The sequence below is a fragment of the Nocardia sp. CC227C genome (genome assembly GCF_030767025.1).
In the GTDB taxonomy this organism is placed as follows: Bacteria; Actinomycetota; Actinomycetes; order Mycobacteriales; family Mycobacteriaceae; genus Nocardia.
This window is the reverse complement of the sequence record NZ_JASITE010000010.1, coordinates 246,336-271,681: the sequence shown is the minus strand read 5'-3', so window position 1 is coordinate 271,681 and position 25,346 is coordinate 246,336. Positions and strand designations below refer to the sequence as shown.

Genomic DNA, 25,346 nt, shown 5'->3' with positions numbered 1-25,346 from the left:
TGCCGCGGCCTGCCCTGTCAGTCGCTCACGACCGCTCGCTCCAGTCCGTCGAGCACCCGCTGCAACCCCCAGTCGAAGTGGTCGTAGTTCGGGTCGAAGGTGTTCTCACCCATTCCCGCCAGGATCGGATAGCGCCCGGTCGCCATGGCCTGGTTCAGCGCCGGCCCCTGTGCCTGCCAGAATTCGAGGTCGGTCATGCCGGTGCGGCGTTCGGCCTCCAGCGCGTACAGCTGGGTGCGGGCGGCTCCGACCACGTAGTTGTCGATCAGCAGCACCGTGGAGATGAGTTCGCGGTCGGACAGTCCCATGGGTTTGATGCGGGCGAGGATGCGCTCCATGCCCTCCACGGCGCTCGGGCCCATGACCGGTCGGCTCTGGTTGACCTGGATCAGCCACGGATGTCGTTGGTACGTGGCGAGTGTCGAGTAGGCCACGGCTTCCAGCGCCGCGCGCCAGCCCGCCTCCGGTTCGGGCAGTCCGTCCAGTTCGGGGTCCTGTACGCGGTCGAGCATGAGATCGAGCAGCTCGGCCTTGCCGGGCAGATAGCGGTAGAGCGTCATGGTGCCGGTGCCCAGTTCGGTGGCCACCCGGCGCATGGTGACGGCGTCCAGGCCCTCGGTGTCGGCGACGTGGATGGCGGCCTCGACGATGCGGTCCAGGGACAGTCCTGGCTTGGGGCCGCGGCTGGGGCGTGGGCCGGTGTTCCACAGGAGCTCGAGAGTCCGTGCGAGATCACCGCTGCCACTGGTCTCGGTGCTGCTCATAGTCTCGAGCGTAGCGGCCGGAGAAAAAACTGGGTACGTTGTACTCGAAATGGGGTACGATGTACCCGGTTTAATCGCGAGCGATAGCGGAGGACGACGGTGGCCGACTATGCGGTACTGGCCGAGGGGCTGACCAAGAGATATGGGGAGAAGAACGCACTCGACGGATTCGATCTGACGGTTCGCGCGGGCACGGTGCACGGCCTGCTCGGACCGAACGGCGCGGGCAAGACCACGGCCGTGCGCATTCTGTCCACCCTGCTGCGGCTGGACGGCGGGCAGGCGCGGGTGGCCGGATTCGATGTGGCCCGCCAGCCCGGGGAGGTGCGGGCGCGCATCGGGCTCACCGGCCAGTACGCCGCCGTGGACGAGGTGCTCACCGGGCAGCAGAACCTCGAGATGTTCGGGCGGCTGTTCCATCTGGGCGGTCGGCGGGCGCGATTGCGGGCGCGGGAACTGCTGGAGCGCTTCGACCTCACCGACGCCGCCGACCGCGGCGTCGGCAAGTACAGCGGCGGCATGCGCCGCCGCCTGGACCTGGCGGCATCCATGATTCTCGCGCCGGAGGTGCTCTTCCTCGACGAGCCGACCACCGGCCTGGACCCGCGCAGCCGCAACGAGGTGTGGGAATCGGTGCGCGCCCTGGTCGCCGACGGCACCACGGTCCTGCTCACCACGCAGTATCTGGAGGAGGCGGATCGCCTCGCCTCCCACATCACCGTCATCGATCAGGGACGCGCCATCGCCGACGACACCCCCGACGGATTGAAGAACATCGTGGGCGGCGACCTCATCGAGGTGGTGGCCCTGGAGGTCGCCGATCTGCCCGTCGTGGCGAAGATCGTTGCCCGCGTGAGCGATACCGAACCGGAGATCGTGGAGGTCGAGCGGCGCGTGCACGCGCCGGTGGCCGACCGGGTCATGGCGCTCACCGAGGTGGCGCGCACCCTGCAGGACGAGGGCATCGCCGTCGAGGACATCGGCCTGCGCCGTCCCAGCCTCGACGATGTCTTCCTGCATCTCACCGGTCACCGCACCGCTACCGAGGAGGCCGCCTGATGAGCGCCGTCGATCTGACCCCCGCGAACCGTTCCCGCGCCTACTGGGCGGTGGCCGACTGCTGGAACATCGTGCGGCGCGGGCTGACCCACTATCAGCGCCAGCCGGTGAATATCGCTTGGCAGTTGGGGTTTCCGATCGTCTCGGTGCTGTTGTACGGCTATGTGTTCGGCAGCGCCATGGTGGTGCCGGGCGGTGGTGACTACCGCAGCTTCCTCATGCCGGGCATGTTCACCATGACCATGGCCTTCAGCTTCGTGAATACCGCGACGGTCGTGGTGTACGACGCCACCAAGGGGGTGATCGACCGGTTCCGGTCCATGCCCATGTCCGCCTCGGCGGTGGTCTCCGGCCGCGGTGTCACCGATCTGCTCGTCGCCTGCGTGGAACTGGGCATCCTCATGCTGACCGCCTTCGCCATCGGCTGGCGGCCCACCGGCGGACTCCTGAGTGTGGCGGCGGCATTCGTGCTGCTGCTGTGGCTGCGCTTCGCGCTCATCTGGGTGGGCGTGTGGCTGGGGCTGATGGTGCCGAATCCGGAGGCGGCGGGCGGATTGTTCGCGGTCGTCTTCCCGCTCACCATGATCTCGAGCATTTTCGTCGCACCGCAGTTGATGCCGTCCTGGCTCGGCACGATCGCGGCGTGGAATCCCATCTCCTCGACGGCGGCGGCGACCCGCGAGCTGTTCGGCACCCCGGTGGGCGGCGGGGATTCCTGGGTGGAGCAGCACGCCGCGCTCATGGCGGTGGTCTGGCCGCTGGCGCTCACCGCGATCTTCCTGCCGCTCGCGGTGCGGCGGTTCCAGCGGCTCAGCCGCTGACCGGATACCGCTGCGCCCCAGCGGTTATCCGACGGCCGGTGCGTCGCCTGACGGTGACGCACCGGCCGCGTCCGCGTCAGCGCCCGGATTCGACGGTCAGGCCCGCCTCCGTCCAGTCCTGGATGCCCTCGCGGTACTTGCGGACATTGGTGTAGCCCAGCGCCTCCAGCTTGCCGGCGACGGCCTGGCTGTTCTGGCAGGCCGGATTGGAGCAGTAGGTCACTATGGCGGCGTCGCGATCCGGCAGCAGGCGCGCGGCTTCGGTGTCCACCTCGGCCTCGACGAGCGCGATGGCGCCCGGCAGGTGCGCCTTGGCGTAGTACTCGCCGCCCAGCGCGTCGATCACCGTGACGGTGCCCGCGGCGATCTCCTTCTCGAGTTCCTCGCGGGTGATGAGTGCGGTCATGGGGCAACCTCGATTCTTCTCACGCACATTTTTATGTGCGTGTGCACGCTACTATTTGTGTGCGCACGCACGCAACCCGGTACGCTGGGCCGGTGCCCCACTCACCGCCCACCCCCCGCCCGGCCGCGGCCGCCTGGTCGGCGCTGCTGCGGGTGCACGCCACCCTCGTCCCAGAACTCGACGCGGAACTGCGCAGAACCGTTGGGCTGCCGCTGAACTGGTACGACGTCCTACTCGAGCTGGACGGCGTCGACCGCCTGCGCATGAGTGATCTGGGCGAGCGGGTGGTGCTCAGCCGCACCCGCGTGAGCCGGTTGGTCACCGAATTGGAAACGCACGGGCTGGTCCGACGGGACACCAACCCGGACGACGGCCGATCCGCCTTCGTCTCCATCACCGACCGGGGCCGCGAACGCTTCCGTGCCGCCGCACCGCACTACCTCGGCGGCATCGAACGCCGACTGGGACAGCGCCTGGAGTCGCACGAACTCGCGGCGCTCACCTCCGCACTCCGAAAAGTGCTCGGCCCCACCGATCTCGATATCGGATAGGGCCGAGCCGTTCGGTCCGCCCGGCCGTGACGCGCGTCCGCCGCCGGAATCCACCGGAACGCCGCGAATCCGGGCTCGCGGTTCATTCACAGCCGGACGAGCATCTTGCCGGTGTTGGCCCCCGACAGCACACCCAGGAAGGCGGCCGGAGCCTGATCCAAGCCCTCGTACACCGTTTCGCGGGTGCGAACGGTGCCGTCCGCGAGCCAGGCTGCGGCCTTGGCGATGTATTCGCCGAAGATCGGGAAGTAGCTGCTCACCAGCATGCCGCGCAGGGTGACCTCCTTGGTCGCGGCGAGATACAGATCCGGTCCGGACGACGCGGCCTCGCCGTTGTAGCCGCTGATGGCTCCGACCAGCGCCACCCGGCCACGAGGCCGCATGGCCGCCACCGCCACCCGGAGGTGTTCGCCGCCCACACTGTCGAGATAGACGTCGATGCCATCCGGAGCCGCCGCCGCGAGCTGTCCGGCCACATCTCCGGCCCGATAGTCGATCGCCGCGTCGAATCCGAATTCCGCCAGCAGCAGCCGGGTTTTCGCAGGCCCGCCCGCCGAGCCGATCACCCGGCCCGCGCCCAGTTCGCGGGCGAGCTGTCCGGCCACGCTGCCCACCGCGCCCGCGGCGGCGGAGATGAACACGGTGTCGCCGGGACGAACCGGAGCCACCTCGGTGAGGGCCGCGTACGCGGTCAGCCCCGTGGTGCCGAGCGCACCCAGATAGTGGTGCGGCGCGGCGATCGACAGGTCGATCGGGGTGGCCGCGGCGGCGTCCAGCACCGCATGCTCCCGCCAGCCCGCGAAGTGCGTGACGGCCGTGCCGACCGGGAAATCCTCCGCCCGGGAGGCGATCACCTCACCCACGGCCGAACCCTCCAGGGCCGCGCCGATTTCGAACGGTGCGATATAGGAGGGCTTGTCGTCCATCCGCCCCCGCATGTACGGATCGACCGACATCCAGGTATTGCGCACCAGGAGCTGCCCCTCGGCCAGGGGTGGGAGTTCACGCTGCACGAAGGTGAAGTTCGCGGCGGTGGGCACGCCGTCGGGGCGGGACGCCAGGTGGATCTCGCGGGTGGTGGCGGGTGTGGCGCCGGTGTCGGCGGCTGCCGGGGTTTCGCTGTCGCTGGATTGAACAGTCATGTCGCACTGACCTTTTCGTCTCCTCGTCGGGTATCTCCCGGGTCGGTGCCGATGACATTACGAACGGTGCGCGCCCGCTCCCAGGTCTTGCGACGCCAGCACCCGGTCCGAGCGCGCCACGCTGATGCGCTCGAACGCGGGTGCGCTCGAACGCGGGCCGCGCGGCCCTCGTTCCCGTGGTGCCGTGGCCGGTCGTCACGCGCTCGGCCGATGTCGCGCAGCGGTCCGGTAGTTCACCGGCACGCCCGACACGTGCGCCCCGGCTACTCCGCCAGTTCGGAGCGCAGCTGTGATGCGGTGCCGCCCGTCCACCGCCGCATGGCTTTTCGCAGCGCGCGGTCGTCGGTGAAGCCCAGGCGGGTGGCGATGGCCGCCGTGGACAGGCGGTTCTCCGCGAGTAGGCCGCGGGCCTGCGCATAGCGGGCGCGGTCGTATTCCGCGCGCCAGGTGGTGTGCTGCTCGGCCAGTTGCCGTTGCAGGGTGCGGGTGCTCACGGCCAGGCGGCGGGCCACCGCGGCCGGAGTCGGATCGCCAGCGGAGATGGCCGCGGTGAGGGCGGTGCGGAACCGCTCCAGCGGTCCGGGAATCGCACGGGCCGAGGCCAGCACCAGGTCGGCGTGGCTGCGCAGCAGATCGCCCAGCATGGGGTCGGCGCGGGACAGCGGGGCCTCGGCGTCCTCGGCCCGGAAGGTGATGCTGTCGGCCGGGGCGTCGAATTCGATAGCGCCGGTGCCGAAGGCGTCGATCAGGGCCGAATGGTCGGGCGGTGCGGGATGTCCGAAGGTGACGCGGGTCGGGACGACCCGTCGCCCGGTGGCCTCTCGCGCTCGCCGCAGGTAGTAGGCGAGCACATATTCGTTGACCACGGCCGCGACCTCTGGATCGGCCGCGGTGGTGCGGTAGCCGACGGTGAGATCCCGGTCGTGGGTTAGGTCGAAGCCCTCGGCCGACGCGGTGACCAGGCGGTGGTACGGCTGCGCGGCACGCAGCGAATCGGCCAGCGTCGGTCCGGTCGTGACCAGATAGTCCCAGGTGGTGAGGGTGCCCAGCGGTGCGGCCGCGGCGACGGCGAGTCCCGCCCCCGGCCCGGATTCGGCGATGAGCGACCACAGCCGCAACAGCGAATCCAGCGGTATCCGGTTCAACTCCCCGGCGAGCACGCTGTCGGCGGTTCCGGGGACGGCGGCTATCCGGGCGGGGTCGGCACCCAGGCGCAGCGCGCTGTCACGCACCAGGCGGAGCAGATGGCTGGATGTCGTCGCGTCGACCGGATCGTGCATCGGTCCCTCCTGCACCACACGTCCAGTCTGCCCGATGGGTGATGTGCGCGGTCACCGTCGGCGGCCCGCGCCGCCCGGCCGTGCGCGCGGTGTGTGCGAGATCTCACCGTAGCGGGGGATCGGGTGCGTGCGCCCGGGGGAACGGAGTTAGGCTCGAAGCCGTGACTTCCCACTACGATGTCGTCGTTCTCGGCGCTGGTCCCGGCGGATACGTCGCCGCGATCCGCGCCGCTCAACTCGGCCTGCGAACAGCGATCGTCGAGCAGAAATACTGGGGTGGCGTGTGCCTGAACGTGGGCTGCATCCCGTCCAAGGCACTGCTGCGTAACGCGGAACTGGCCCATATCTTCACCAAGGAGGCCAAGACCTTCGGCATCAGCGGGGAGGCGAAGTTCGATTTCGGCGCCGCCTTCGATCGCAGCCGCAAGGTGGCGGACGGCCGGGTCAAGGGCGTCCACTTCCTGATGAAGAAGAACAAGATCGACGAGTTCGACGGTCTGGGCACCTTCACCGGGCCGAACTCTCTCCAGGTCGCACTCACCAAGGGCGGCGCGGAGAACATCACCTTCGACAACGCCATCATCGCCACCGGCACCGTCACCAAGCTGCTGCCGGGCACCTCGGTGTCGCAGAACGTGGTCACCTACGAGGAGCAGATCCTCACCCGCGACCTGCCCGGCTCGATCCTCATCGTCGGCGCGGGCGCGATCGGCATGGAATTCGGCTACGTCCTCAAGAACTACGGCGTGGACGTGCGCATCGTGGAATTCCTCGACCGCGCGCTGCCGAACGAGGACGCCGACGTCTCCAAGGAGATCACCAAGGCGTACAAGAAGCTCGGCATCACCATCACCACCGGCGCGTCGGTGCAGTCCATCGACGACGACGGCTCCAAGGTCACCGTCTCCATCAAGGACAACAAGTCCGGCAATGTCGAGACCGTCACCGTCGACAAGGTGTTGCAGGCCGTCGGTTTCGCGCCGCGCGTGGAGGGCTACGGCCTGGAGACCACCGGCGTGCAGCTGACCGACCGCGGCGCCATCGCCATCGACGAGTACATGCGCACCAATGTGCCGCACATCTACGCCATCGGTGATGTCACGGCCAAGCTCCAGCTCGCGCACGTCGCAGAGGCGCAGGGCGTGGTCGCGGCCGAGACCATCGGCGGCGCCGAGACCATGCCGCTGGGCGACTACCGCATGATGCCGCGCGCCACCTTCTGCCAGCCCCAGGTCGCCTCCTTCGGCCTGACCGAGCAGCAGGCCAAGGACGAGGGTTACGACGTCAAGGTCGCCACCTTCCCGTTCACCGCCAACGGCAAGGCGCACGGCCTCGGCGACGCCCAGGGCTTCGTCAAGCTCATCTCCGACGCCAAGTACGGCGAACTCCTCGGCGGCCACCTCATCGGCCCCGACGTCTCGGAGCTGCTGCCGGAACTGACCCTGGCCCAGAAGTGGGACCTCACGGTCAACGAACTCGCCCGCAACGTGCACACCCACCCGACGCTGAGCGAGGCCCTCCAGGAGGCCATCCACGGCCTCGCGGGGCACATGATCAACTTCTGATCGCCGAGCAACGGCCCGGTACCCGGCGAACCCGCCGGGTACCGGGCCGCTTTCGTGTGCTCGACCGGGCATGATGGTGGGATGACCGGACGGGTGAGCGTATGCGCGCATTGCTGATACTGATCATCGTGCTGGCGATCGCGCTGATCGCCGGTGACCGCGCCGCGGTGACGCTGACGCAGAACGAGATCGGGCGTGCGATCGCCGGCGAGTACGAACTTCCGCAGCGGCCGCGGGTGGCGATCGGCGGTTTCCCGTTCCTGACCCAGGCGGTCGACGGGCGATACCGGGAGATCGATGTCGAGGTCGGCGACTGGCAGGACCAGGACATCCGCGTCCGCGACCTGGATGTGACGCTGACCGATGTCTCCGCCCCGCTGCGTGACCTGCTCGGCCGCCGCACCTCGAATCTGGTCGCGGCCACGGCGACGGCCACGGCCCTGGTGCCCTACGACGTCGTGCGCGATTTCGCCCCGTCGGGAGTGGAGACCATCTCCCACGGCCCGGACGGCCTGCGCGTCACCGGAACGTTCTCGGTGGAGGGCATCCCGGTCCCCGCGACCCTCATCGTCACCGTCGTACCGACCGAGGACGGCATCGAGGTCACCCCGGTCTCGGTCCAACCCGCGGCGGGCGGCCCCACGATCCCCCTCGCCCTCCTGCGCAACTCCCTCGCCTTCACCGTCCCCCTGCAACGGCTACCGCTCGGCGCGCGGCTGACCGCTATCGAGCCGACCACCGCCGGCCTCCGAGCCACCGCCGTCGCCCACGACATCCGCTTCTCCGACCTGCCACGCGCCTGACAAGACCACAGCGCGACGCTGCACCCGACGAGCATCGCCATTCGGTTCGCGTTGTCTCGGGTTCTCGACCGCCGGGTGCAGATGCCGATTGCTGATCGGCGCGACGTTGTGGTCCGCTGGCGGGCTGCTAGATGACGAGGCAGGAGCTGCCCGCGTTGATGCCGGTGCCGACTGTCAGGACGATGTCCTTGGCGGCTGCGTTCTGGGTGACGCGGATGGTGTGCGTTCCGGGGGTTGCCGGAACCCAGGTGGCTACGTGGGTTTTCGGTTCGGGGTCGGTGAGTCTCGGCAATCCGTGGCGTGGCGGCCCGCACACCGCTACCGTTCATATGCAACTAGTTGAGTATGAGAGGTGGTCGGTATGCATCCCTTCCGGGCGGCCGTCGAGGCTCGCGATGTGGACGCGATCGAGGCGCTGTTGGCCGACAATGTGGTGTTCACCAGTCCGGTGGCGTTCAAGCCGTATCCGGGCAAGGCGATCACCGCGGCCATTCTGCGCGGGGTGCTGCGGGTGTTCGAGGACTTCCGCTACGTGCGCGAGATCGCGGATGCGAACGGGCGCGATCACGCGTTGGTGTTCGAGGCGACCGTGGACGGCAAGCGGCTCACCGGGTGCGACTTCCTGCATGTCGACGACGAGGGCCGGATCGACGACTTGATGGTGATGGTGCGTCCGCTGTCGGCGGCGCAGGCGCTCGCCGCGCGCATGGGGGAGCAGTTCGAGCGGATCACGGCGGAGGCCGCCGCGCGGCAGTGAGCGGCACCGGCCGCGCGTCACTCCCGGTGGTACTCGGCCTGGGCGGCCGTGATCGTGTCGATATTCGATTCGAGGATGTGGATGAGGCCCGCGAGCTGCTCGGCCACCGCCGCGCCGAGTTCGGTGAGGGTGTACTCGACGTGCGGGGGGATGGTCTGCTGGACCTCGCGGTGGATCATGCCGTCGCGTTCCAGGGTTTGCAGGGTCTGGGAGAGCATGCGCTCGCTGATGCCGTCGACGCGACGGCGTAGCGCGCTGAAGCGGTAGGGACCCGCGCGCAGCGCGACGAGGGCGAGGACGCCCCAGCGGCTGGCCACGTTCTGCAGGACCGGGCGGGAGGCGCAGTCTCGCGCGAAGACGTCGGCTTCCAGGATGGGGTCCGGGTCCGGTTGCCGCGTGCTCATGGGGTCGAGGTTACTCATCCTGCCGAACCTTCAGGTATTGCGGGAATAGCCTGTACTAACTAATAGTTAGTACAGCTCGAAACGGTAGTTCGTTCCCGTCAACCTGGAGGTAGTCATGACCGTCGCCGTCACCGGAGCCAGCGGACAGCTGGGTCGTCTCGTCGTCGAGGCGCTGTTGCGGAAGGGGGAGCCGGTCGTCGCCGTGGTGCGCGATCCGGCCAAGGTCGCCGATCTGGCCGAGCGCGGTGCGCAGGTGCGGGCGGCATCGTACGACGATCCGGACGCGCTGGACGCGGCGCTGGCCGGTGTGGACCGGGTGCTGCTGGTCTCAGGCAACGAATTCGGCAAGCGAGTGGAGCAGCACACCAACGTGATTCGCGCCGCCGAGCGCGCCGGGGTGGAACTGCTCGCCTACACCAGCATTCCGCATGCCGAGCGCAACGAGCTGATCCTCGCGCAGGAGCACCGCGGCACCGAGGCCGTCCTCGCCGAGGCGACGGTGCCGACGGTGCTGCTGCGCAATGGCTGGTACTGGGAGAACTACACCGGCGGCCTGGCGCACGCGGTGGAATCCGGTGTGCTGCACGGCGCGGCGGGCGAGGGCCGGGTGGCCGGCGCCGCCCGTGCCGACTACGCCGAGGCCGCCGCCCAGGTGCTCACCACCGACGGTCACGCCGGGCGGGTGTACGAGCTGGGCGGCGACGAGCGGCTCACCTACGCCGAACTGGCGCAGGCCATCTCGGCGGCCGCGGGCAAACCGGTGCGCTATGTGAACCTGGCGCAAGACGATTACGCGGCGGCACTCGAGAAGGCCGGTCTGCCCGCGGGTTACGCCCAGGCGCTGGCCGACGCCGATGCCGGTATCGCCACCGGCATCCTCGATGTCGACAGCGGCGATCTGCACAAGCTGCTCGGCCGCGCCTCCACGCCCGCCGTCGAGGTGTTCCGCGCCGCGCTGGGCTAGGCCCAGCCGCCCTGCACCATCGTCTGGAACTTCCACTCGCCCCGGCACTTCACCAGCAGGTCGCCGTAGCGCACCTGCTGGCTGAAGTCACCGATCGCGATGGTCGCGTCCGTGATCACGAACACCAGGTTCTCGTCTTGTTCAGACCCACTGCACGAGTTGGATGACGATGCCGTTGGGGTCGAGTGTCTGGAAGTAGCGTTCGCCCCATTCCTCGGTTTCGATGGGTGTCACGATCTCCACGCCCGCGCCGCGCACGCGCTCGTATTCGGTGTCGATGTCGTCGACGACGAAGGCGACCAGCAGTCCCTGGCCGGCGCTGCCCGCGACGCGTTCCGGCTTGAAGGTGGACAGGCCGGTGCGCAGGTAGATGATGTTGAATCCGGCGTCGGGGCGGCTGAGCGAGACGAATCCCTCGGCCGACATCTCCTCGGCGAAGCCGAAGTGGTCGATCAGGAAGCGGGCCGACGCCCGCGGGTCCGGCACATTCAGGGAGATGGCGGAAGCGGTGATTTTCATGGGTCCTCCTCGGCGTGCCGGCTTATTGCTGTACTTAGTACACTGTACTTTGTACTGGAATTCCCGCCCGCCCGCATCGTGATGTGAGTCACAGGGATACGATCCCCGGTGGAGGTGGTGCTCGGAATGGGAGAGCGGAGCAGTGCGGGCGATCCGGCGCGCACCCTCGAACTGCTGTGGCGCGAACCCGGTCGCGGTGGCTCCGCGCGCGGTCCGAAGCAGCGGACGACCGTGGACGCGGTGGTGGCGGCGGCCATCGAGATCGCCGATGCCGAGGGCCTGGGCGCGCTCACCATGCGCTCGGTCGCGGCCGGGCTGGGGCTCACGCCGATGGCCACCTACACCTATGTGCCGGGCAAGGCGGAACTGCTCGACCTCATGCTCGATTCGGTCTACCTGCACATGGCGCGCGGCGATCTCGCCGGGAAACCTTGGCGTGAAAGGGTTTCCGTCATCGCGGCGGAGAACCGGGAGATGCTCGCCGCGCACCCCTGGGTGGCCTATGTGCCGACCACCCGCCCGCCGCTCGGTCCGGGGGTGGCGGCCAAGTACGAGCACGAGTTGAGCGCCTTCGACGGTCTCGGCCTCACCGATCTGGAGATGGACTCCGCGCTGACCTACGTGCTCGGTTTCGTGAACTCGGTGGCGCGCATCGCGATCGATACCCGCAATGCCGCCGCCGACAGCGGAATGAGCGACCACGAGTGGTGGGAGCGCGCCGCACCGGTGCTCGAGCGCGTCTTCGACGCCGAGCGCTTTCCACTGGGGGCCCGGGTGGGGGCCGCGGCGGGGCAGGCCCACGATGCCGCCTACAGCGCCGAGCACGCGTACGCGTTCGGACTGGCGCGCGTGCTGGACGGGTTGGCCGCCCTCATCGAGAAGCCCTCGCGCTGAGCCACCGACATGTTGCCCCACGCGCGCGCCATCCGTCGTGGAAAGTCGCGAAGCGACTGACTTCTCACATCCTCTTGCCGGTCGGTTCGGCATGCGGTGCAATGGCTACTCGGGGCGCGACAGGACTGGAGGGGTCGTGCGAGCGGAACTCGAACACTGGCTCACGGCGGGAAAGTTCTTCCCGTTCTCCGGATACCGCGTGTTCTATCGGCGGTCCGGCCGCGGTCCGGCGCTGCTGCTGGTCCACGGCTATCCGTTCAATTCCTTCGACTGGCACCGCATCTGGTTCCGGCTCACCGAGCGTTACGACGTGCTCGCGCCGGACATGCTGGGAATGGGCTTCTCCGACAAGCCGCTTCGGCATCACTACAGCGTGCTCGAGCACGCCGATATGCACGAGGCGCTGCTGCGGGCGCAGGGGGTCGAGGAGACGCTGATCCTGGCGCACGATCTGGGCGTCAGCGTGGTGCAGGAGATGCTGGCCCGCCGTATCACCGATCCGTCGCTGCCGCGGATTCGAGCGGTGGCATTCCTCAATGGCGGCCTCTTCCCGGAGGTCTACCGTCCCCGCCTGGTGCAGCGGGTGCTGTCGTCGCCAGCGGGCGACGTCCTCGGCCCGCTGCTGCCGCCGCCGCTGCTGCGGCTGGCCGTGCGCGAGGTGTTCGGTCCCGATACCAAGCCCAGCGCGGCCGATATGCGCGACTTCCTGGATATCGTCGAGTACAACCACGGTCGCTGGGTGAACCACAAGGTCGGCCGCTTCACCCTGGAGCGGGTGCGGTACCGCGAGCGCTGGGTGGAGCCGCTGGCCAAAGCCAGTGTGCCGCTGCGGTTCATCAATGGACCGCTCGATCCCAATTCGGGTGCGCACATGGCCGCGCGCTACCGGGAGGTGGTGCCCGACCCGGATGTCGTCTCCCTGGACCGGATCGGCCACTGGCCGCAGCTCGAGGCCCCGGAAGCCACGTTCGAGGCGGCCGACGCCTTCTTCACCGGCCGCTGACCGCGGGTGCGCGTCAGTGATCGGGCTGGATGCGCAGCGCGGTGATGGTGCTCGCCAGGCCCTCGTACTGGTTGACGAGTAGTACGAATTCGATGAGCTTGGGCTCGGAGTAGTGCTCCGCCAGCGACTTCCACGCGGCGTCGTCGAGGTCGCGGGTGGTGACAAGCTGGTCGACGGCGGTGAGCAGCGCGCGCTCCTTGGCGCTCCAGCCCGCCGCGGCGGGGCCGCGGCGCAGGCGTTCGAGGATTTCCTGGGTGATCCCCGCGCGCTTGCCCAACCGGATGTGGTGGTCGGTCTCGTATTCGCAATCGCGCAGATGGGCGACGCGCAGGATCACCAGTTCGGTGTCGTAGCGGGGCAGGGAGCCGCCCGGCATGAGTCGCCCGGAGTAGTGCAGCCAGCCGCGGAACAGGCCCCTGGCCTGGCCGAGGGTGCTGAACAGGTGCGCGTCGTCCGTGCCCGCGGCGCGGGAGAGAAGCTGCCAGACCAGCCAGTTGACGGGGCCCAGCTCTCGGAAGCGACCGGGGGCGATACGCGGCTGACTCGACACCATGCCACACGCTAACAAACTGTCCCAGCCAGCGCCTACCAACCGGTAACCTTTGGCTCAATCACGCAGTGCGCGGGCGAGTTTCGTCAGTCGAAGCGCGTGTTCGGCACGGGCCAGCACGTGATCGCGCGAGGCGGTGATATGCGTGACCAGCACCGACAGCCCCTGATCGAGCTCGCCCGCGAGCAGATGCTCCGCGATGGCGATGTGCTCGGCGGTCATGGTGGCGATCCGCTCCGGGGTGGGGATGTCGAGCGCCCGGATCGGCCGCACCCGAGCGTGCACCGTCGCCAGCGCGTCGGCCAGCGCCGCATTGCCGGACGCCGCGAGCAGCCGGGAGTGGAACCGCTCGTCGGCGGCAATGAGCTCGGCCCCCGGCTCCGGCGGATACGCGCGGAGGTCGTGCCAGATCTCGAGCTCACGTTCGATCACCGCCGCGTCGTAGCGCGGACCCGCCGCCCACCCCCGCGGTGGCCCCGGGGCACGTGGCGTCGGCTGGCGCGTCGTCGCCGCACTCCGGACGCGCGGTGCCGGGTGGGCCGCGTCCGCCGTACCGACGTCACCGGCCGCCACGCGCTGCCCGCCCGCCGGGTCGGCCAGGGCCGTGCCCGTGCGGGGCGCGGCATCCGCCGCTTGTTCCGAGCAGGCGAACGTGGGCGACGGCAGGGTGGTGGCCGATTCCGAGACAGCGGGCCACGCCGACGCGCCTGCGGTGGTGGGCCGCGCCGTTGTCTCGGTGGTTGGCCGCGCTACCGCGCCCGGGGTGGTGGGCCGCGTTGTTGTTGTTGTCTCGGGGGTCGTCGGCCGCACTGTCTCGGCGGGTGGTGCCGACGGTGGGTCGGTGGGCCGCGCGGCTGTCTCGGCGACGGTGGTCGCGACCGTATTCGGTTCCGCCGCTACGCCGACCGGCTCGCGGGTGCGGAGCCGGTGGATTCCGTGCGATTCCAGCAGGATTCGCAGTTCGTACAGGTCCGCCAGTTCGTCGAGGCGGGGTCGGTGCGGGTAGAGCCCGTCCGGCAGCCGTTCGATCAGGCCGTCGGCGAGCAGCCGCGCCAGCGCCTCGCGGACGGGGGTGCGGGACACCCCGTAGATCTCCGCGAGGCGTTCCTCGCGGAGTCGTTCGGTGGGTACCAGCACCCCCGCCGCCAGGTCGCCCTGTAGCGACCGGTACACCCGCTCGGACAACGGAATACGCCCCCTGCGCGCCATGCCGTATGTCCGATCAGATGGCCATGGCCGTGCGGACGTCGGATTCGGCTCCCGCACCGCCCGCGCCGGAGGAGGTGATCCGTCCGGATCGCAGTACGTAGTACTGCTGGGCGGCCTGCAGCGCGAAGCCGATGTGCTGCTCGACCAGCAGCACGCTCAACCCGCCGCGACGGGTGAGATCGATGATGGTGCGCTCGATCTCGGCCACCACCGACGGCTGGATGCCCTCGGTGGGCTCGTCGAGGATGAGCAGTTTCGGCTCGGTGATGAGCGCGCGGGCGATGGCCAGCTGCTGGCGCTGGCCGCCGGAGAGCAGCCCGGCCTTGCGGCTCAGCAGCTCACGCAGGGCCGGGAACAGGTCCAGCGCCTCGGCCACGAGTTCCTTGCCGCGTTTGCGCCCGTCCGCCACCACCTGGAGATTCTCCATGGTGGAGAGCTGTCCGAACGACTGCTGTCCCTGCGGCACGTAGGCGATGCCGTGGCGCACCCGTTTGGACGGCGGCAGCTTGGTGATGTCCTTGCCGTCGAAGGTGATCCGGCCCGACTTGGTTGGCAGCAGACCCACGGCGGCGCGCAGCAGCGAGGTTTTGCCGGCGCCGTTGTGGCCCATGATGGCGGCCACGCCGTCGTCCGGAACCGTCAGCGACACACCGTGAATCACCTCGGTGCGCCCGTATCCGGTGTGGATGTCCACGAGTTCGAGCATCAGCGTGCCTCCTCCGGTTCGGCGGCGCCGGAGTGCTCGGCCACCGTGGCGGTGCCGAGGTACACCTCCTGCACCTTGGGGTCGTCCTGCACCTCGGCGACGGTGCCCTCGGAGAGCACCCGCCCACCGGCCAGCACCGTCACCGAGGTGGCGAAGGAGCGCATGAAGTCCATGTCGTGCTCGACCACGACGACCACGCGGTCACCGCCGATGCGGCGCAGCAGGTTTCCGGTCTCCTCGCGCTCCTCGGAGCTCATCCCGGCGACGGGCTCGTCGAGCAGCAGCACCGAGGCGTTCTGCACCAGCAGCATGCCGATCTCCAGCCACTGCTTCTGGCCGTGTGCCAGCACCCCGGCGGGTTTGTCCCGCAGTGCGGTCAAACCCGTTGTCTCCAAAGCCTCTTCGATGCCGGGCAGGACCGATTTGCGACGCCGCAGCAGAGTGAGCGCCGACCGCCCGGCCCCGGCGGCGATATCCAGGTTCTGCAGCACCGTGAGCTGCTCGAAGACGCTCGCGGTCTGGAAGGTGCGCCCGACGCCCATCCGGGCGATCTGGTGCACCTTGCGGCCGATGAGTTCCCGGCCGGACTTCTGCGCCGATCCGGTGGCGGGGACCAGTCCGGTGATGGCGTCGATGAGCGTGGTCTTGCCCGCGCCGTTGGGGCCGATGAGGAAGCGCAGATCGCCCTGGAGGACGGTCAGGTCCACATCGGAGACGGCTTTGAAACCGTCGAAACTCACCGACAGCCCCCGAATTTCGAGGTATTCGCTGTCCATTCCGGCATTGCCGCCGAATTTGGGTTCGTGCGCGACGGTGGTCATCGTGGGAGCACCTTCTCTTCCTCCGCCGGGGATTCGGGGTCGCTCGTCGCCGCGGTGTCGGCGGCTGCGACCGAGGTGACGGCGGTGTCGGAGGCCGCTCCGCCGGACGCCCGGGACGCGGGCCGCCACCGCCCCGCGAACTGCTTTGCCAGCGGACCGAATCCGGCCAGACCGGCGGGCAGGAAGCCGACCACCACGATGAACAGCACACCCTGCAGATAGGTCCAGCCGGAGGGGAACTGTTCGGAGAACGTGGTCTGCGCCCACGCCACGCCGATGGCTCCGAGCACGGGACCGAGCAGCGTGGTGCGTCCGCCGATGGCGACGCCGATGAGGAAGGCGATGGAGGGCACCACCCCGATGTCGGCGGGGGAGATGATGCCGACGATGGGCGTGAACAGCGCTCCGGCGATACCCGCGAAGAAGGCCGCCACCACATACGCGACGATCTTGATATTGGCGGGGTCGTAGCCGAGGAAGCGCACCCGCTCCTCTTGATCGCGCACCGCCACCAGCAGTTCGCCGTACCGGCTGTGCATGAGCTGGCGCGTGATGGCCACCACCGCGAGCAGCGCACCGGCCGCGATGAAGAACAGCATCCGCCGGTTCACCGGATCGTCGAGCCGGAACCCGAAGAAGGACCGGAAGTCGCTGAGCCCGGTGAAACCGCCGATGGTCTGCTGCCCGGTGAGCAGGATGGCCAGCGCCGCGGCCAGCGCCTGGCTCAGGATGGCGAAGTAGGCGCCCTTGACCCGGCGCTTGAACACACCGAACCCGAGCGCGGCCGCCAGCAGCGCGGGCAGGATCAGAATGCCAAGCACGGCGACCGAAGGCGAGGCGAAAGGCTGCCAGTACGAGGGCAATTCGGGAATTCCCGCGATCACCATGAACTCCGGCACGTCCTCGCGGGAGCGGGCGGCATCGGCCATCTGCATGTGCATGGCCATGATGTACGCGCCGATGCCGAAGAACACGCCCTGCCCGAGGGTGAGCATGCCGCCCCGGCCCCAGGCCAGGCCGATGCCGACCGCGACGATGGCGAAGCACAGGAACTTCGCCAGCAGGCTCAACCGGAAATCGCTGAGCGCCACCGGCGCCACGCCGAACAGCAGAACGGCGGCGACGGCGAAGCCCGCCAGCGGTTTGATGGAGGAATTCGCGCTGAGACGCCCGATGATACTCATGCTGTGTCCTTTCTGGCATGACGGGGGCGCTGCGTGGTTACGCGCTGCTGCCGCCTCCGCGCCTGACCGTTCATGCCAGGCTCCTGGTGCGGACGGTGAACAGGCCCTGCGGACGCACCTGCAGGAACACCACGATGACGATGAAGACGATCACCTTCGCCACCGAGGCCGTGGTGGAGTACTCGATGAACGAGTTGAGCAGGCCCATGCCGAAGGCGGCGATGACCGTGCCCTTGATCTGTCCGAGGCCGCCGATGACCACCACCAGGAACGCGTCCACCAGATAGCTCTGCCCGATGGTGGGGCTGGTGGAGCCGATCAGGGTGAGCGCCACCCCGGCGACGGCGGCGAGGCCGGAGCCGATGAAGAAGGTGGACATGTCGGTGAACCGGCTGGAGATGCCGGAGGTCTCCGCGAGACTGCGGTTCTGGACCACGGCTCGGATGCGCCGGCCGAGCGGGGTGGCCTTGAGCGCGACGGCGAGCGCGATGACCGCGGCCACCGCCAGCACCATGATGAAGATGCGGGTCTTGGGGACCACCGTCCCGGCGATGGAGATGCCGCCGGACAGCCATTCCGGTGCGACCACGTTCTTGGCGGGAGCGCCGAAGATGTTGCGCGCCAACTGCTGTAGCACCAGGCCGACACCGAAGGTGACCAGCAGGGTGTCCAGCGGACGGTCGTACATGAAGCGGATCAGGCCCGCTTCCAGGGCCGCGCCGAGCAGGCCGCCCACGATGAATCCGACGATCAGCGAGACGATCAACGCTACGCCGGTCGCGGAGATGACCTGTTGCACGACGAAGGTCGTGTAGCAGCCGGCCATGATGAACTCACCGTGCGCCATATTGATGACGCCCATCTGACCGAAGGTCAGGGACAGGCCGAGCGCGGCGAGCAGCAGAATCGAGCCCAGGCTCAATCCCGTGAAAAGCTGTGCGACAGCTACATCCATTGCGATACCTCGATTTCGCCTCTACGGCCGGGCGCGGAATACCGCGCCCGGCCGCCCCTCATCGAAGGCTGTCGGTTACTTCAGGCCCTTGGCCCAGTCGTAGGACTTCAGATACGGGTCCGGCACGATCGGCTGGCCCGAGTCCCAGACGGTGTAGATGAGGCCGTCGGCCCGGATCTCACCGATGCGGGCGGTCTTGGTGATGTGGTGGTTGTCGCCGTCGATCACGACCGTGCCCTCGGGGGCGTCGAAGCTCACGCCGTCGGCCGCGGCCTGGATGTCGGCCACCGCGAAGGAGTTCGCCTTCTCGACGGTGTTCTTCCACAGGTAGACCGAGGTGTAGGCGGCCTCCATGGGATCCGAGGTGGGCTTGTCCGCGCCGAAGGCGGCCTTGTAGGCGTCGACGAACTTCTTGTTCGCCGGGGTGTCCAGCGTCTGGTAGTAGTTCCACGAGGTCAGCTGGCCGACGATGTTCTGCACGCCGATGCCCGCGACCTCCTCCTCCGCGATGGAGACCGAGACCACCGGCATGGTCTCGGCGTTCAGGCCCGCATTGGCGTACTCGCGGAAGAACGCGACATTGGAATCACCGTTGAGGGTGTTGAACACCGCGCCCGCGCCCGCGCTGCGGACCTTGTTGACGATGGTGGAGAAGTCGGTGGAGCCCAGCGGCGCGTAGTCCTCGCCCTTGATCTCCATGCCGTTGGCCTCGGCCCACGCCTTGATCTCGCGGTTGGCGGTCTGCGGGAAGACGTAGTCCGACCCCACCAGGTAGAGGGAGGTGACGCCCTGCTGCTTCAGGTAGTCCAGCGCCGGGAGGATCTGCTGGTTGGTGGTGGCGCCGGTGTAGAAGATGTTCTTGCTGTCCTCCAGGCCCTCGTACTGAACCGGGTAGTAGAGCAGCGAATTCAGCGATTCGAACTTGGGCTTCATGGCCTTGCGGCTGGCCGAGGTCCAGCCGCCGAAGACCGCGGCCACGCAGTCGGAGCTGATCAGCTTCTCGGCCTTCTCCGCGAAGGTCTTGGGGTCCGAGGCGCCGTCCTCGAGCACCAGCTCGATCTGCTTGCCGAGCACACCGCCCGCGGCATTGATCTCGTCGACCGCCATCTTGGTGGAGTTGGCGACGGTGACCTCGCTGATGGCCATGGTGCCGGTCAGCGAGTGCAGTGACCCGACCTTGATGGTGGGGGCGCTGGTGTCTACGCAGGACGTGGCGTTGGAGCCGGAGGCCGTATCGGTGTCCCGGGAGCCGCATCCGGCCAGCAGCAGCGCGGACAGCGCCAGCGCGGTCGGGACGGCGATCGCCTTGCGCAGGCGCCGGGACGTATCTCGGCCGAGGTCTCGAGAATCTTGCATGGGGCGGACCCTTCTCACTTCACGGTGTACCGCGGCAAGTGGCATGCCGCGACGAATACGTGCCGCGTATACAGCGGCTGTATTCGTGGCGTGAACGGTAAACGGGAAGTGTTGCGCCCGAATGTCTCTTGATGTCTGTCCGATTTCCCAGGTTGCGTACGGGTGAATTCTTCCTCACCGCGGTCGTATCACGCGGTGAGAAAGCGGTCCTACCTGGTCAGAGGATCACGTACGGAGATATGGAACTTCGGTGCTCGCTGATGTCGAGCGATTTGCCCAGCGGCGGGAAGGCGCGCTGCGGGCAGTTGGTGCGTTCGCAGACCCGGCAGCCCGCGCCGATCGGGGTGGCCTTGGGGTCCTGCAGATCCAGGCCGTCGGCGTACACCACGCGGGTGGCATGGCGCAGTTCGCAACCCAGGCCGATGGCGAAGGTCTTGCTCGGCTCGCCGTAGCGGGTGGCGCGGCGCTCCACCGTGCGGGCGATCCAGAGATATTTGCGGCCGTCGGGCATCTGGGCGATCTGCGTCATGATGCGGCCCGGGTAGGCGAAGGTCTCGTACACATTCCACAGCGGGCAGGTGCCGCCGCTCGACGAGAAATGAAAACCGGTGGCGGACTGCCGTTTCGACATATTCCCCGCGCGGTCCACCCGGACGAACGAGAACGGGACGCCGCGCAGTTTGGGGCGTTGCAGGGTGGACAGACGGTGGCAGATGGTTTCGTAGCTCTGCGTGAAGAAGGCGGACAGGCGCTCGATGTCGTAGCGGAAGTCCTCGGCCACCTCGTGGAAGTGCGTGTAGGGCAGTACCGTGGCGGCGGCGAAGTAGTTGGCCAGTCCGAGCTTCGCCAGCACGCGGGTCTCGTCGTTGGTGAAATTGCCTTCCTCGACCAGCTTGTCGATGAGTTCGCCGCATTCCAGATAGGCGAGTTCGGCGGCGAGCTTGAAGACGCGCTGGCCGCCGGACAGGTGCGGCGCGATCTCCAGGCGGCGGTTCTCCTCGTCGTAGCGGTGCAGCACGCCCTCGCCGAGGTCGATGCGCTCCACGATCTGCACACCGTGCGCGGTGTTGAGGCGGCGGGCGATCTCGCGCTTGAGGTCACCGCCGTGGAAGCGCATGCGGGTGGCGAGTTCCTCTGCGGCGGTGTCCAATTCGTGAATGTAGTTCTGCCGCTGGTAGAAGAAGTCGCGCACCTCCTCGTGCGGGCGGGAGATGGCTCCGGAGCCGCTGCCGTCGGCGAAGCGGTCCTCGGTGGCGGCGGCCAGCTGCGCGGTCGTATTGCGGTAGCGGCGGTGCATATTCACCATGGCGCGCGCCAGCGTCGGGTGCGCGGACACCATTTCGGCGATCTCGGCGGCGTCCGCCTCGATGCCGAGTTCCTGGTCCATCACGACTTCCTGGAGTTCGGCGATGAGCCGGGTGTCGTCCTGGGAGGAGAAGAAGCTGGCGTCGACGCCGAACACCTCGCTGATCCGCAGCAGCACCGGTACCGTGAGCGGACGCACATCGTGTTCGATCTGGTTCAGGTAGCTCGCCGAGATCTCCAGCTTCTTGGCGAGAGAGACCTGGCTCAGCCCCCGTTCGGTGCGCAGCTGCCGTAGGCGCGCCCCGACGTAAGTCTTGGCCATATGTCCAGGTTATGCCGGGTTTAGCAGAGCTGCCAATGGGAATTTCACAGAACTGCTGAGCAATGTGTCACACCCCCGGGTTACCGTCGAATCCGTGCTGTTGTCGGATGTGGTGCGGGCGTCGGAGTCGGTGCGCTCGACCACCTCGCGCAAGACCAAGATCGCCACGCTCGCGGCGCTGCTCGAGCGGGTGACGACGGATGAGTTGGCGCAGGTGGTGGCGTGGGTTTCGGGTGATCTGCCGCAGGGGCGCGTGGGGGCGGGCTGGCGCACGCTGACCGCCGTCGCGGTGGACCCGGCGACGGAGGCGACCCTCACCGTCGGCGCGGTGGACGGCGTGCTGAGCGAACTCGCCGCCACCTCCGGGGCCGGGTCGGTGGAGCGGCGGCGCGAACTGCTGGTGGAGCTGCTGTCGGCGGCGACCGCCGCGGAACGGGACTTCCTGCTCCGGCTGCTCACGGGGGAATTGCGGCAGGGGGCCTTGACGGCGGTGGTCGCCGAGGCGGTGGCGGTGGCGTTCGAGGTCCCGGTGGCGGCGGTGCGGCGGGCGCACATGCTCTCCGGGCGGCTGCCGGTGACGGCGGTGGCGGCCAAGACCGGCGGGGCGGCGGCGCTCGCGGCCTTCCGGCTGGAGGTGGGGCGGCCGCTGCAACCCATGCTGGCCTCGCCCGGCTCGGCCCTGGACGCCGCCCTGGCGGAGTTCGAGGGTGAGGTGAGCGTCGAGCACAAGATGGACGGAGCGCGGATTCAGGTGCACCGCGACGGTGAGCGGGTCTGGGTGTTCACCCGCACGCTGCGCGACATCACCGCCGGTGTGCCCGAATTGGTCGGGCTGGTGCGGGGATTGGACTGCACCAGTGTGGTGCTCGACGGTGAGACGCTGGCGCTGAACGACTCCGGGCGGCCACGCCCGTTCCAGGAGACTATGAGTCGCTTCGCCTCCGATCCGGCGCTGGTGGCGAGCGATCCCGGACTGGCGCGGGCGAACTCGACCCGCGATCTGCTGCTGCACCCGTACTTCTTCGACTGCCTGCACCTGGACGGGGACGACCTGCTCGACGCGCCGCTGCGGGACCGGCGTGCCGCATTGACGAAAGTGGCTCCCGGGCACAGTATTCCGGCGCTCATCGCGCCGGATGCGGAGGCTGCCGCCGAGTACTTCGACGGTGCGCTGGCCGCCGGGCACGAGGGGATCATGATCAAATCCCTGGATTCGGTGTACGCCGCCGGGCGGCGCGGTCGCGCCTGGCAGAAGATCAAGCCCACGCACACGCTCGACCTGATCGTCCTCGGCGCGGAATGGGGCTACGGCCGCCGCACCGGCTACCTGTCCAACCTGCACCTCGGCGCGCGCGACCCCGACGGCGGCGAGCCGGTCATGGTCGGCAAGACCTTCAAGGGCCTCACCGATGCGCTCCTGCACTGGCAGACCGCCGAATTCCCGCGTCATGAACGCGACCGCGACAGCACCACCGTCTACCTGCGCCCCGAACTGGTCGTGGAGATCGCCATCGACGGCGTCCAGACCAGCTCCCGCTACGCCGGTGGGGTGGCCCTGCGCTTCGCCCGCGTGGTCCGCTACCGCCCCGACAAGGAACCCGCCCAAGCCGACACCATCGACACCGTGCGAGCCCTCCTGCCGGGCACCCCGCCCGCCCCGTGAGCCAACGCGGCCGAGGTACCGCGCTGTCCAGCGCGCTCACCCGGGTCGCGCGCCCGGGCAGCCGACCGGATGGGCCGCTCCTGCCTCGACCCGTCCGTCGCACGGTCGGCGGCGCCCACCCTCTCGCGGGCGCCGCCGATGGCGGCGCGGCGCGGCTACTCGTAGTCGCTCTCGACCAGGAGGTTGGGGAGGCGGCGGCGGCCCGCGGCGACGTCTTGGGCGAGGTCCTCGTAGGCGGTGGCGAGTTCGGTGAGGCGGGTGGAGGCGTCGTGGACGGCCTCGTCGGGGCAGGTGGTCAGGGTGAGGTAGGCCAGTGCCGAGAACTGGGCCAGGCGGTCGACGACCGTGCCGACGGTCTCGGTGTGCAGGCGAGCGTCTCGTTCGGCCTTCGGTGACGCGGTGGCGACCCAGCGGTCGATATCGTGCACGAGGCGGGCGCGGTGGTGGTCGATGGCGGCGGTAGCGCCGGGGCGGGCGGCTAGGCGGCGCTCGTGCAGGTCCGCGAGCAGACCGGCGTACCGCAGCACCGGATGGTCGTCGGGAGGCAGGCCGCGGCAGGCCCGCAGCAGCAGGTTCTTGGTTGGGAGCGGGTGCACGGCGGCCATCCTGCTACGTGAATATCTCCGATCGGCAACGAAATTCGCCACCACGGAGAGTGCCGCCGACCGCCTCGTTCATGATCATCTGTCCATTCCGGGGTATCGCGGTGTTCGATCGGCGGCCGGTCCGGGGCGGCCGGACCGGCCGGATCGCCGCCGGTCGGCGGCCTGCGGAGCGGATTCGGGGCGCCTGTGGTCCTTGTCGCGGCCGAGATGTTGTATTCCCAAGGGCGAGTGCGGATGTCGCGGTGCGCATACGGTGGGAGGCGGAGAATGGGACGGTGGATGCACGGGATGGGTTGTCGCCGGGTGCGGCGGCATCGAATGTGGTGGGCGCACCCGCCGATGGACTGCTCGGTATGGTTCATCCGGTGTGCCCGGAGCCGATCGCGCGGCGCGGCGAATTCGCCCCACGCGCGCGGCGGGACTCTTGGCGCATGTGCGGATCTGTCGGGGACCGCACTGTTCGCCGGATACGGGGGAATGTCATGAATACGAAGAAGCACGGGGCGTCGCAGTGAGTGCCGAACTACATCTCGAGTTGCACCTGCGGGGCCGGGTCGTCTCCACCGGATATCCGTTCGAGGACGGCGTGGTGACGGTCTCCGGAGAACGCATCACCGCCGTGCGCTCCTTCACCGACTGGAAGGCGCAGCGGCCCTACTCGCCCACGCCGCTGCCGGTCGGCACGCTGCTGCCGGGCCTGGTGGACATCCACAACCATGGCGGGGGAGGGCACGGATTCGACACCCTCGACGCCGAGGAGGCGACGGCGGCCGCCGAATACCACCACGCGCTGGGCACCACCACGATTCTCGCGAGCATCGTCACCGCGCCCGCCGACGAGATGGTGGAGCAGGTCGCCCTGCTGCGCGAACTCGCCGCCGTCGGCCTGATCGGCGGCATCCACGTGGAAGGGCCGTTCCTGGCGCACGCCCGCTGCGGCGCGCACGACCGGCGCCATCTGCTCGCGCCCGATCCGCGGCTCACCTCCCGGCTGCTCGACGCCGGGGGCGGGCATCTGCGGATCATGACGCTCGCACCCGAACTGCCCGGGTTCGACACGGTGGCCCGGACGCTCGCCGACCGCGGCGCGATGGTGGCCCTCGGGCACAGCGAAGCGGACTTCGACGCCTTCTCGAAGGCATTGCGGCCCAACGGGTTCGCCACCTCGGTGACCCACTTGGGCAATGGCATGCCGCCGATCCACCACCGCGCGTCCGGTGCGGGCGCCGCCGCGCTCACCGCCGCCTCGCGGGGACAGATCATCGTGGAGCTGATCGGCGACGGGGTGCACGTCGACGCCGGATTCGGCACCATGGTCTTCGCCGTCGCGGAGGACCAGATCGCGCTGGTCACCGATGCCACGCGGGCCGCCGGGATGCCCGACGGGCGCTACCGGCTCGGCACGCGCGAGCTGGAGGTCCGCGGCGGCGTGGCGCGGACCGAGGACGGCTCCATCGCGGGCGGCACCTCGCATCTGCTCCAGGGCGTGGCCTGGGCGGTGCGGGAATGCGGCATATCGCTGGCCGAGGCGGTACGGGCGGCGAGCCTCACCCCGGCGGTAGCGCTGGGGCTGACCGACGTCGGCGATCTGTGCCCCGGCCGGTACGCGGACGTGCTCGTGGTGGACGACGAACTGGGACTGCGGCGGGTGCTGCGCCGGGGCCGCTGGCTGTCGTGATCCGCGGGGGTTCCCGCGCTGCCGCGGCCCCTATCCGAATCAAGGGCTTGCATCGGCCCG

27 protein-coding genes and 1 pseudogene are annotated in these 25,346 nt (G+C 69.0%); 11 read left to right on the top strand and 17 right to left on the bottom strand.

Annotated elements, in window-relative coordinates:
• Nucleotides 1-17: 17 nt before the first annotated feature.
• Nucleotides 18-764 (bottom strand): TetR/AcrR family transcriptional regulator, encoded by a 747-nt coding sequence (locus QMO76_RS21995; protein WP_306363198.1) that lies wholly within the window; start codon nucleotides 762-764, stop codon nucleotides 18-20.
• Nucleotides 765-863: 99 nt separating this feature from the next.
• On the opposite strand from QMO76_RS21995, the gene QMO76_RS21990 reads away from it, so the two are divergent.
• Nucleotides 864-1,823, top strand: a complete 960-nt coding sequence (locus QMO76_RS21990; RefSeq protein WP_306363197.1) for an ATP-binding cassette domain-containing protein — start codon at nucleotides 864-866, stop codon at nucleotides 1,821-1,823.
• Nucleotides 1,823-2,644 carry an ABC transporter permease gene (locus tag QMO76_RS21985; RefSeq protein ID WP_306363196.1) on the top strand — a complete coding sequence of 274 codons (822 nt, stop codon included), beginning with the start codon at nucleotides 1,823-1,825 and terminating at the stop codon, nucleotides 2,642-2,644. The genes QMO76_RS21990 and QMO76_RS21985 overlap by 1 nt, the downstream gene beginning before the upstream one ends.
• A gap of 76 nt (nucleotides 2,645-2,720) precedes the next feature.
• Here the strand turns inward: QMO76_RS21985 and QMO76_RS21980 are convergent, their stop codons facing one another.
• Nucleotides 2,721-3,050 carry a rhodanese-like domain-containing protein gene (locus tag QMO76_RS21980; RefSeq protein WP_306363195.1) on the bottom strand — a complete coding sequence of 110 codons (330 nt, stop codon included), beginning with the start codon at nucleotides 3,048-3,050 and terminating at the stop codon, nucleotides 2,721-2,723.
• A gap of 92 nt (nucleotides 3,051-3,142) precedes the next feature.
• Here QMO76_RS21980 and QMO76_RS21975 point away from each other — a divergent pair, with 92 nt between their 5' ends.
• On the top strand, nucleotides 3,143-3,601 hold the full coding sequence (locus QMO76_RS21975) for a MarR family winged helix-turn-helix transcriptional regulator (protein ID WP_306363194.1): 459 nt from the start codon (nucleotides 3,143-3,145) through the stop codon (nucleotides 3,599-3,601).
• 86 nt (nucleotides 3,602-3,687) lie between these two features.
• On the opposite strand, the gene QMO76_RS21970 is transcribed toward QMO76_RS21975, so the two are convergent.
• Nucleotides 3,688-4,743 carry an NADP-dependent oxidoreductase gene (locus QMO76_RS21970; RefSeq protein ID WP_306363193.1) on the bottom strand — a complete coding sequence of 352 codons (1,056 nt, stop codon included), beginning with the start codon at nucleotides 4,741-4,743 and terminating at the stop codon, nucleotides 3,688-3,690.
• A gap of 263 nt (nucleotides 4,744-5,006) precedes the next feature.
• On the bottom strand, nucleotides 5,007-6,023 hold the full coding sequence (locus QMO76_RS21965) for an AraC family transcriptional regulator ligand-binding domain-containing protein (protein ID WP_306363192.1): 1,017 nt from the start codon (nucleotides 6,021-6,023) through the stop codon (nucleotides 5,007-5,009).
• 161 nt (nucleotides 6,024-6,184) lie between these two features.
• Here QMO76_RS21965 and lpdA point away from each other — a divergent pair, with 161 nt between their 5' ends.
• The 3 genes from lpdA to QMO76_RS21950 all read left to right on the top strand — a co-directional run bounded on the left by lpdA (nucleotide 6,185) and on the right by QMO76_RS21950 (nucleotide 9,148).
• Complete coding sequence (gene lpdA, locus QMO76_RS21960; protein ID WP_306363191.1) at nucleotides 6,185-7,588, top strand: dihydrolipoyl dehydrogenase; 1,404 nt, start codon at nucleotides 6,185-6,187, stop codon at nucleotides 7,586-7,588.
• 101 nt (nucleotides 7,589-7,689) lie between these two features.
• Nucleotides 7,690-8,391: a DUF2993 domain-containing protein gene (locus tag QMO76_RS21955; RefSeq protein ID WP_306363190.1), complete on the top strand. Its 702-nt coding sequence runs from the start codon at nucleotides 7,690-7,692 to the stop codon at nucleotides 8,389-8,391.
• Nucleotides 8,392-8,752: 361 nt separating this feature from the next.
• Nucleotides 8,753-9,148: a nuclear transport factor 2 family protein gene (locus QMO76_RS21950; RefSeq protein WP_306363189.1), complete on the top strand. Its 396-nt coding sequence runs from the start codon at nucleotides 8,753-8,755 to the stop codon at nucleotides 9,146-9,148.
• Nucleotides 9,149-9,165: 17 nt separating this feature from the next.
• On the opposite strand, the gene QMO76_RS21945 is transcribed toward QMO76_RS21950, so the two are convergent.
• Nucleotides 9,166-9,570: a helix-turn-helix domain-containing protein gene (locus tag QMO76_RS21945; RefSeq protein WP_306363188.1), complete on the bottom strand. Its 405-nt coding sequence runs from the start codon at nucleotides 9,568-9,570 to the stop codon at nucleotides 9,166-9,168.
• Between the two features lie 97 nt (nucleotides 9,571-9,667).
• Here QMO76_RS21945 and QMO76_RS21940 point away from each other — a divergent pair, with 97 nt between their 5' ends.
• Complete coding sequence (locus QMO76_RS21940) at nucleotides 9,668-10,516, top strand: SDR family oxidoreductase (RefSeq protein ID WP_306363187.1); 849 nt, start codon at nucleotides 9,668-9,670, stop codon at nucleotides 10,514-10,516.
• On the opposite strand, the gene QMO76_RS21935 is transcribed toward QMO76_RS21940, so the two are convergent.
• Entirely contained in the window at nucleotides 10,513-10,635 is a 123-nt protein-coding gene (locus QMO76_RS21935) for a hypothetical protein (protein WP_306363186.1), read from the bottom strand. The genes QMO76_RS21940 and QMO76_RS21935 overlap by 4 nt on opposite strands.
• Before the next feature lie 22 nt (nucleotides 10,636-10,657).
• Entirely contained in the window at nucleotides 10,658-11,035 is a 378-nt protein-coding gene (locus QMO76_RS21930; RefSeq protein WP_306363185.1) for a VOC family protein, read from the bottom strand.
• Between the two features lie 126 nt (nucleotides 11,036-11,161).
• On the opposite strand from QMO76_RS21930, the gene QMO76_RS21925 reads away from it, so the two are divergent.
• Entirely contained in the window at nucleotides 11,162-11,929 is a 768-nt protein-coding gene (locus QMO76_RS21925) for a TetR/AcrR family transcriptional regulator C-terminal domain-containing protein (RefSeq protein WP_306363184.1), read from the top strand.
• 136 nt (nucleotides 11,930-12,065) lie between these two features.
• A complete protein-coding gene (locus QMO76_RS21920) occupies nucleotides 12,066-12,932 on the top strand; it encodes an alpha/beta fold hydrolase (protein ID WP_306363183.1) in 867 nt (288 codons plus the stop codon).
• Nucleotides 12,933-12,945: 13 nt separating this feature from the next.
• Here QMO76_RS21920 and QMO76_RS21915 read toward each other — a convergent pair whose 3' ends face one another.
• From QMO76_RS21915 to ramB, 9 genes and pseudogenes are all read right to left on the bottom strand, one after another.
• Complete coding sequence (locus tag QMO76_RS21915) at nucleotides 12,946-13,485, bottom strand: carboxymuconolactone decarboxylase family protein (protein WP_306363182.1); 540 nt, start codon at nucleotides 13,483-13,485, stop codon at nucleotides 12,946-12,948.
• 54 nt (nucleotides 13,486-13,539) lie between these two features.
• The gene (locus tag QMO76_RS21910; protein WP_372342038.1) at nucleotides 13,540-14,292 is read right to left on the bottom strand and encodes an FCD domain-containing protein; all 753 of its coding nucleotides are present in this window, start codon (nucleotides 14,290-14,292) and stop codon (nucleotides 13,540-13,542) included.
• Between the two features lie 111 nt (nucleotides 14,293-14,403).
• Nucleotides 14,404-14,691, bottom strand: a pseudogene (locus tag QMO76_RS21905) (GntR family transcriptional regulator); the annotation flags it as partial.
• A 13-nt stretch (nucleotides 14,692-14,704) separates the two neighbouring features.
• Entirely contained in the window at nucleotides 14,705-15,397 is a 693-nt protein-coding gene (gene urtE, locus QMO76_RS21900; protein WP_306363181.1) for an urea ABC transporter ATP-binding subunit UrtE, read from the bottom strand.
• Nucleotides 15,397-16,218: an urea ABC transporter ATP-binding protein UrtD gene (gene urtD / locus QMO76_RS21895; RefSeq protein WP_306363180.1), complete on the bottom strand. Its 822-nt coding sequence runs from the start codon at nucleotides 16,216-16,218 to the stop codon at nucleotides 15,397-15,399. The genes urtE and urtD overlap by 1 nt, the downstream gene beginning before the upstream one ends.
• Entirely contained in the window at nucleotides 16,215-17,402 is a 1,188-nt protein-coding gene (gene urtC / locus QMO76_RS21890) for an urea ABC transporter permease subunit UrtC (RefSeq protein ID WP_306363179.1), read from the bottom strand. The genes urtD and urtC overlap by 4 nt, the downstream gene beginning before the upstream one ends.
• Nucleotides 17,403-17,472: 70 nt before the next feature.
• Nucleotides 17,473-18,357 (bottom strand): urea ABC transporter permease subunit UrtB, encoded by an 885-nt coding sequence (urtB, locus tag QMO76_RS21885; protein ID WP_306363178.1) that lies wholly within the window; start codon nucleotides 18,355-18,357, stop codon nucleotides 17,473-17,475.
• 75 nt (nucleotides 18,358-18,432) lie between these two features.
• Nucleotides 18,433-19,713, bottom strand: coding sequence for an urea ABC transporter substrate-binding protein (urtA, locus tag QMO76_RS21880; RefSeq protein ID WP_306363177.1), 1,281 nt, complete (start codon nucleotides 19,711-19,713; stop codon nucleotides 18,433-18,435).
• A 217-nt stretch (nucleotides 19,714-19,930) separates the two neighbouring features.
• Nucleotides 19,931-21,340, bottom strand: a complete 1,410-nt coding sequence (gene ramB, locus QMO76_RS21875; protein ID WP_306363176.1) for an acetate metabolism transcriptional regulator RamB — start codon at nucleotides 21,338-21,340, stop codon at nucleotides 19,931-19,933.
• 94 nt (nucleotides 21,341-21,434) lie between these two features.
• Between ramB and QMO76_RS21870 the strand changes: the two genes are divergently transcribed.
• The gene (locus tag QMO76_RS21870) at nucleotides 21,435-23,003 is read left to right on the top strand and encodes an ATP-dependent DNA ligase (protein WP_306363175.1); all 1,569 of its coding nucleotides are present in this window, start codon (nucleotides 21,435-21,437) and stop codon (nucleotides 23,001-23,003) included.
• 155 nt (nucleotides 23,004-23,158) lie between these two features.
• On the opposite strand, the gene QMO76_RS21865 is transcribed toward QMO76_RS21870, so the two are convergent.
• A complete protein-coding gene (locus QMO76_RS21865) occupies nucleotides 23,159-23,599 on the bottom strand; it encodes a DUF4254 domain-containing protein (protein ID WP_306363174.1) in 441 nt (146 codons plus the stop codon).
• A gap of 520 nt (nucleotides 23,600-24,119) precedes the next feature.
• Here QMO76_RS21865 and QMO76_RS21860 point away from each other — a divergent pair.
• Complete coding sequence (locus QMO76_RS21860) at nucleotides 24,120-25,286, top strand: N-acetylglucosamine-6-phosphate deacetylase (protein WP_306363173.1); 1,167 nt, start codon at nucleotides 24,120-24,122, stop codon at nucleotides 25,284-25,286.
• Nucleotides 25,287-25,346: the final 60 nt, after the last annotated feature.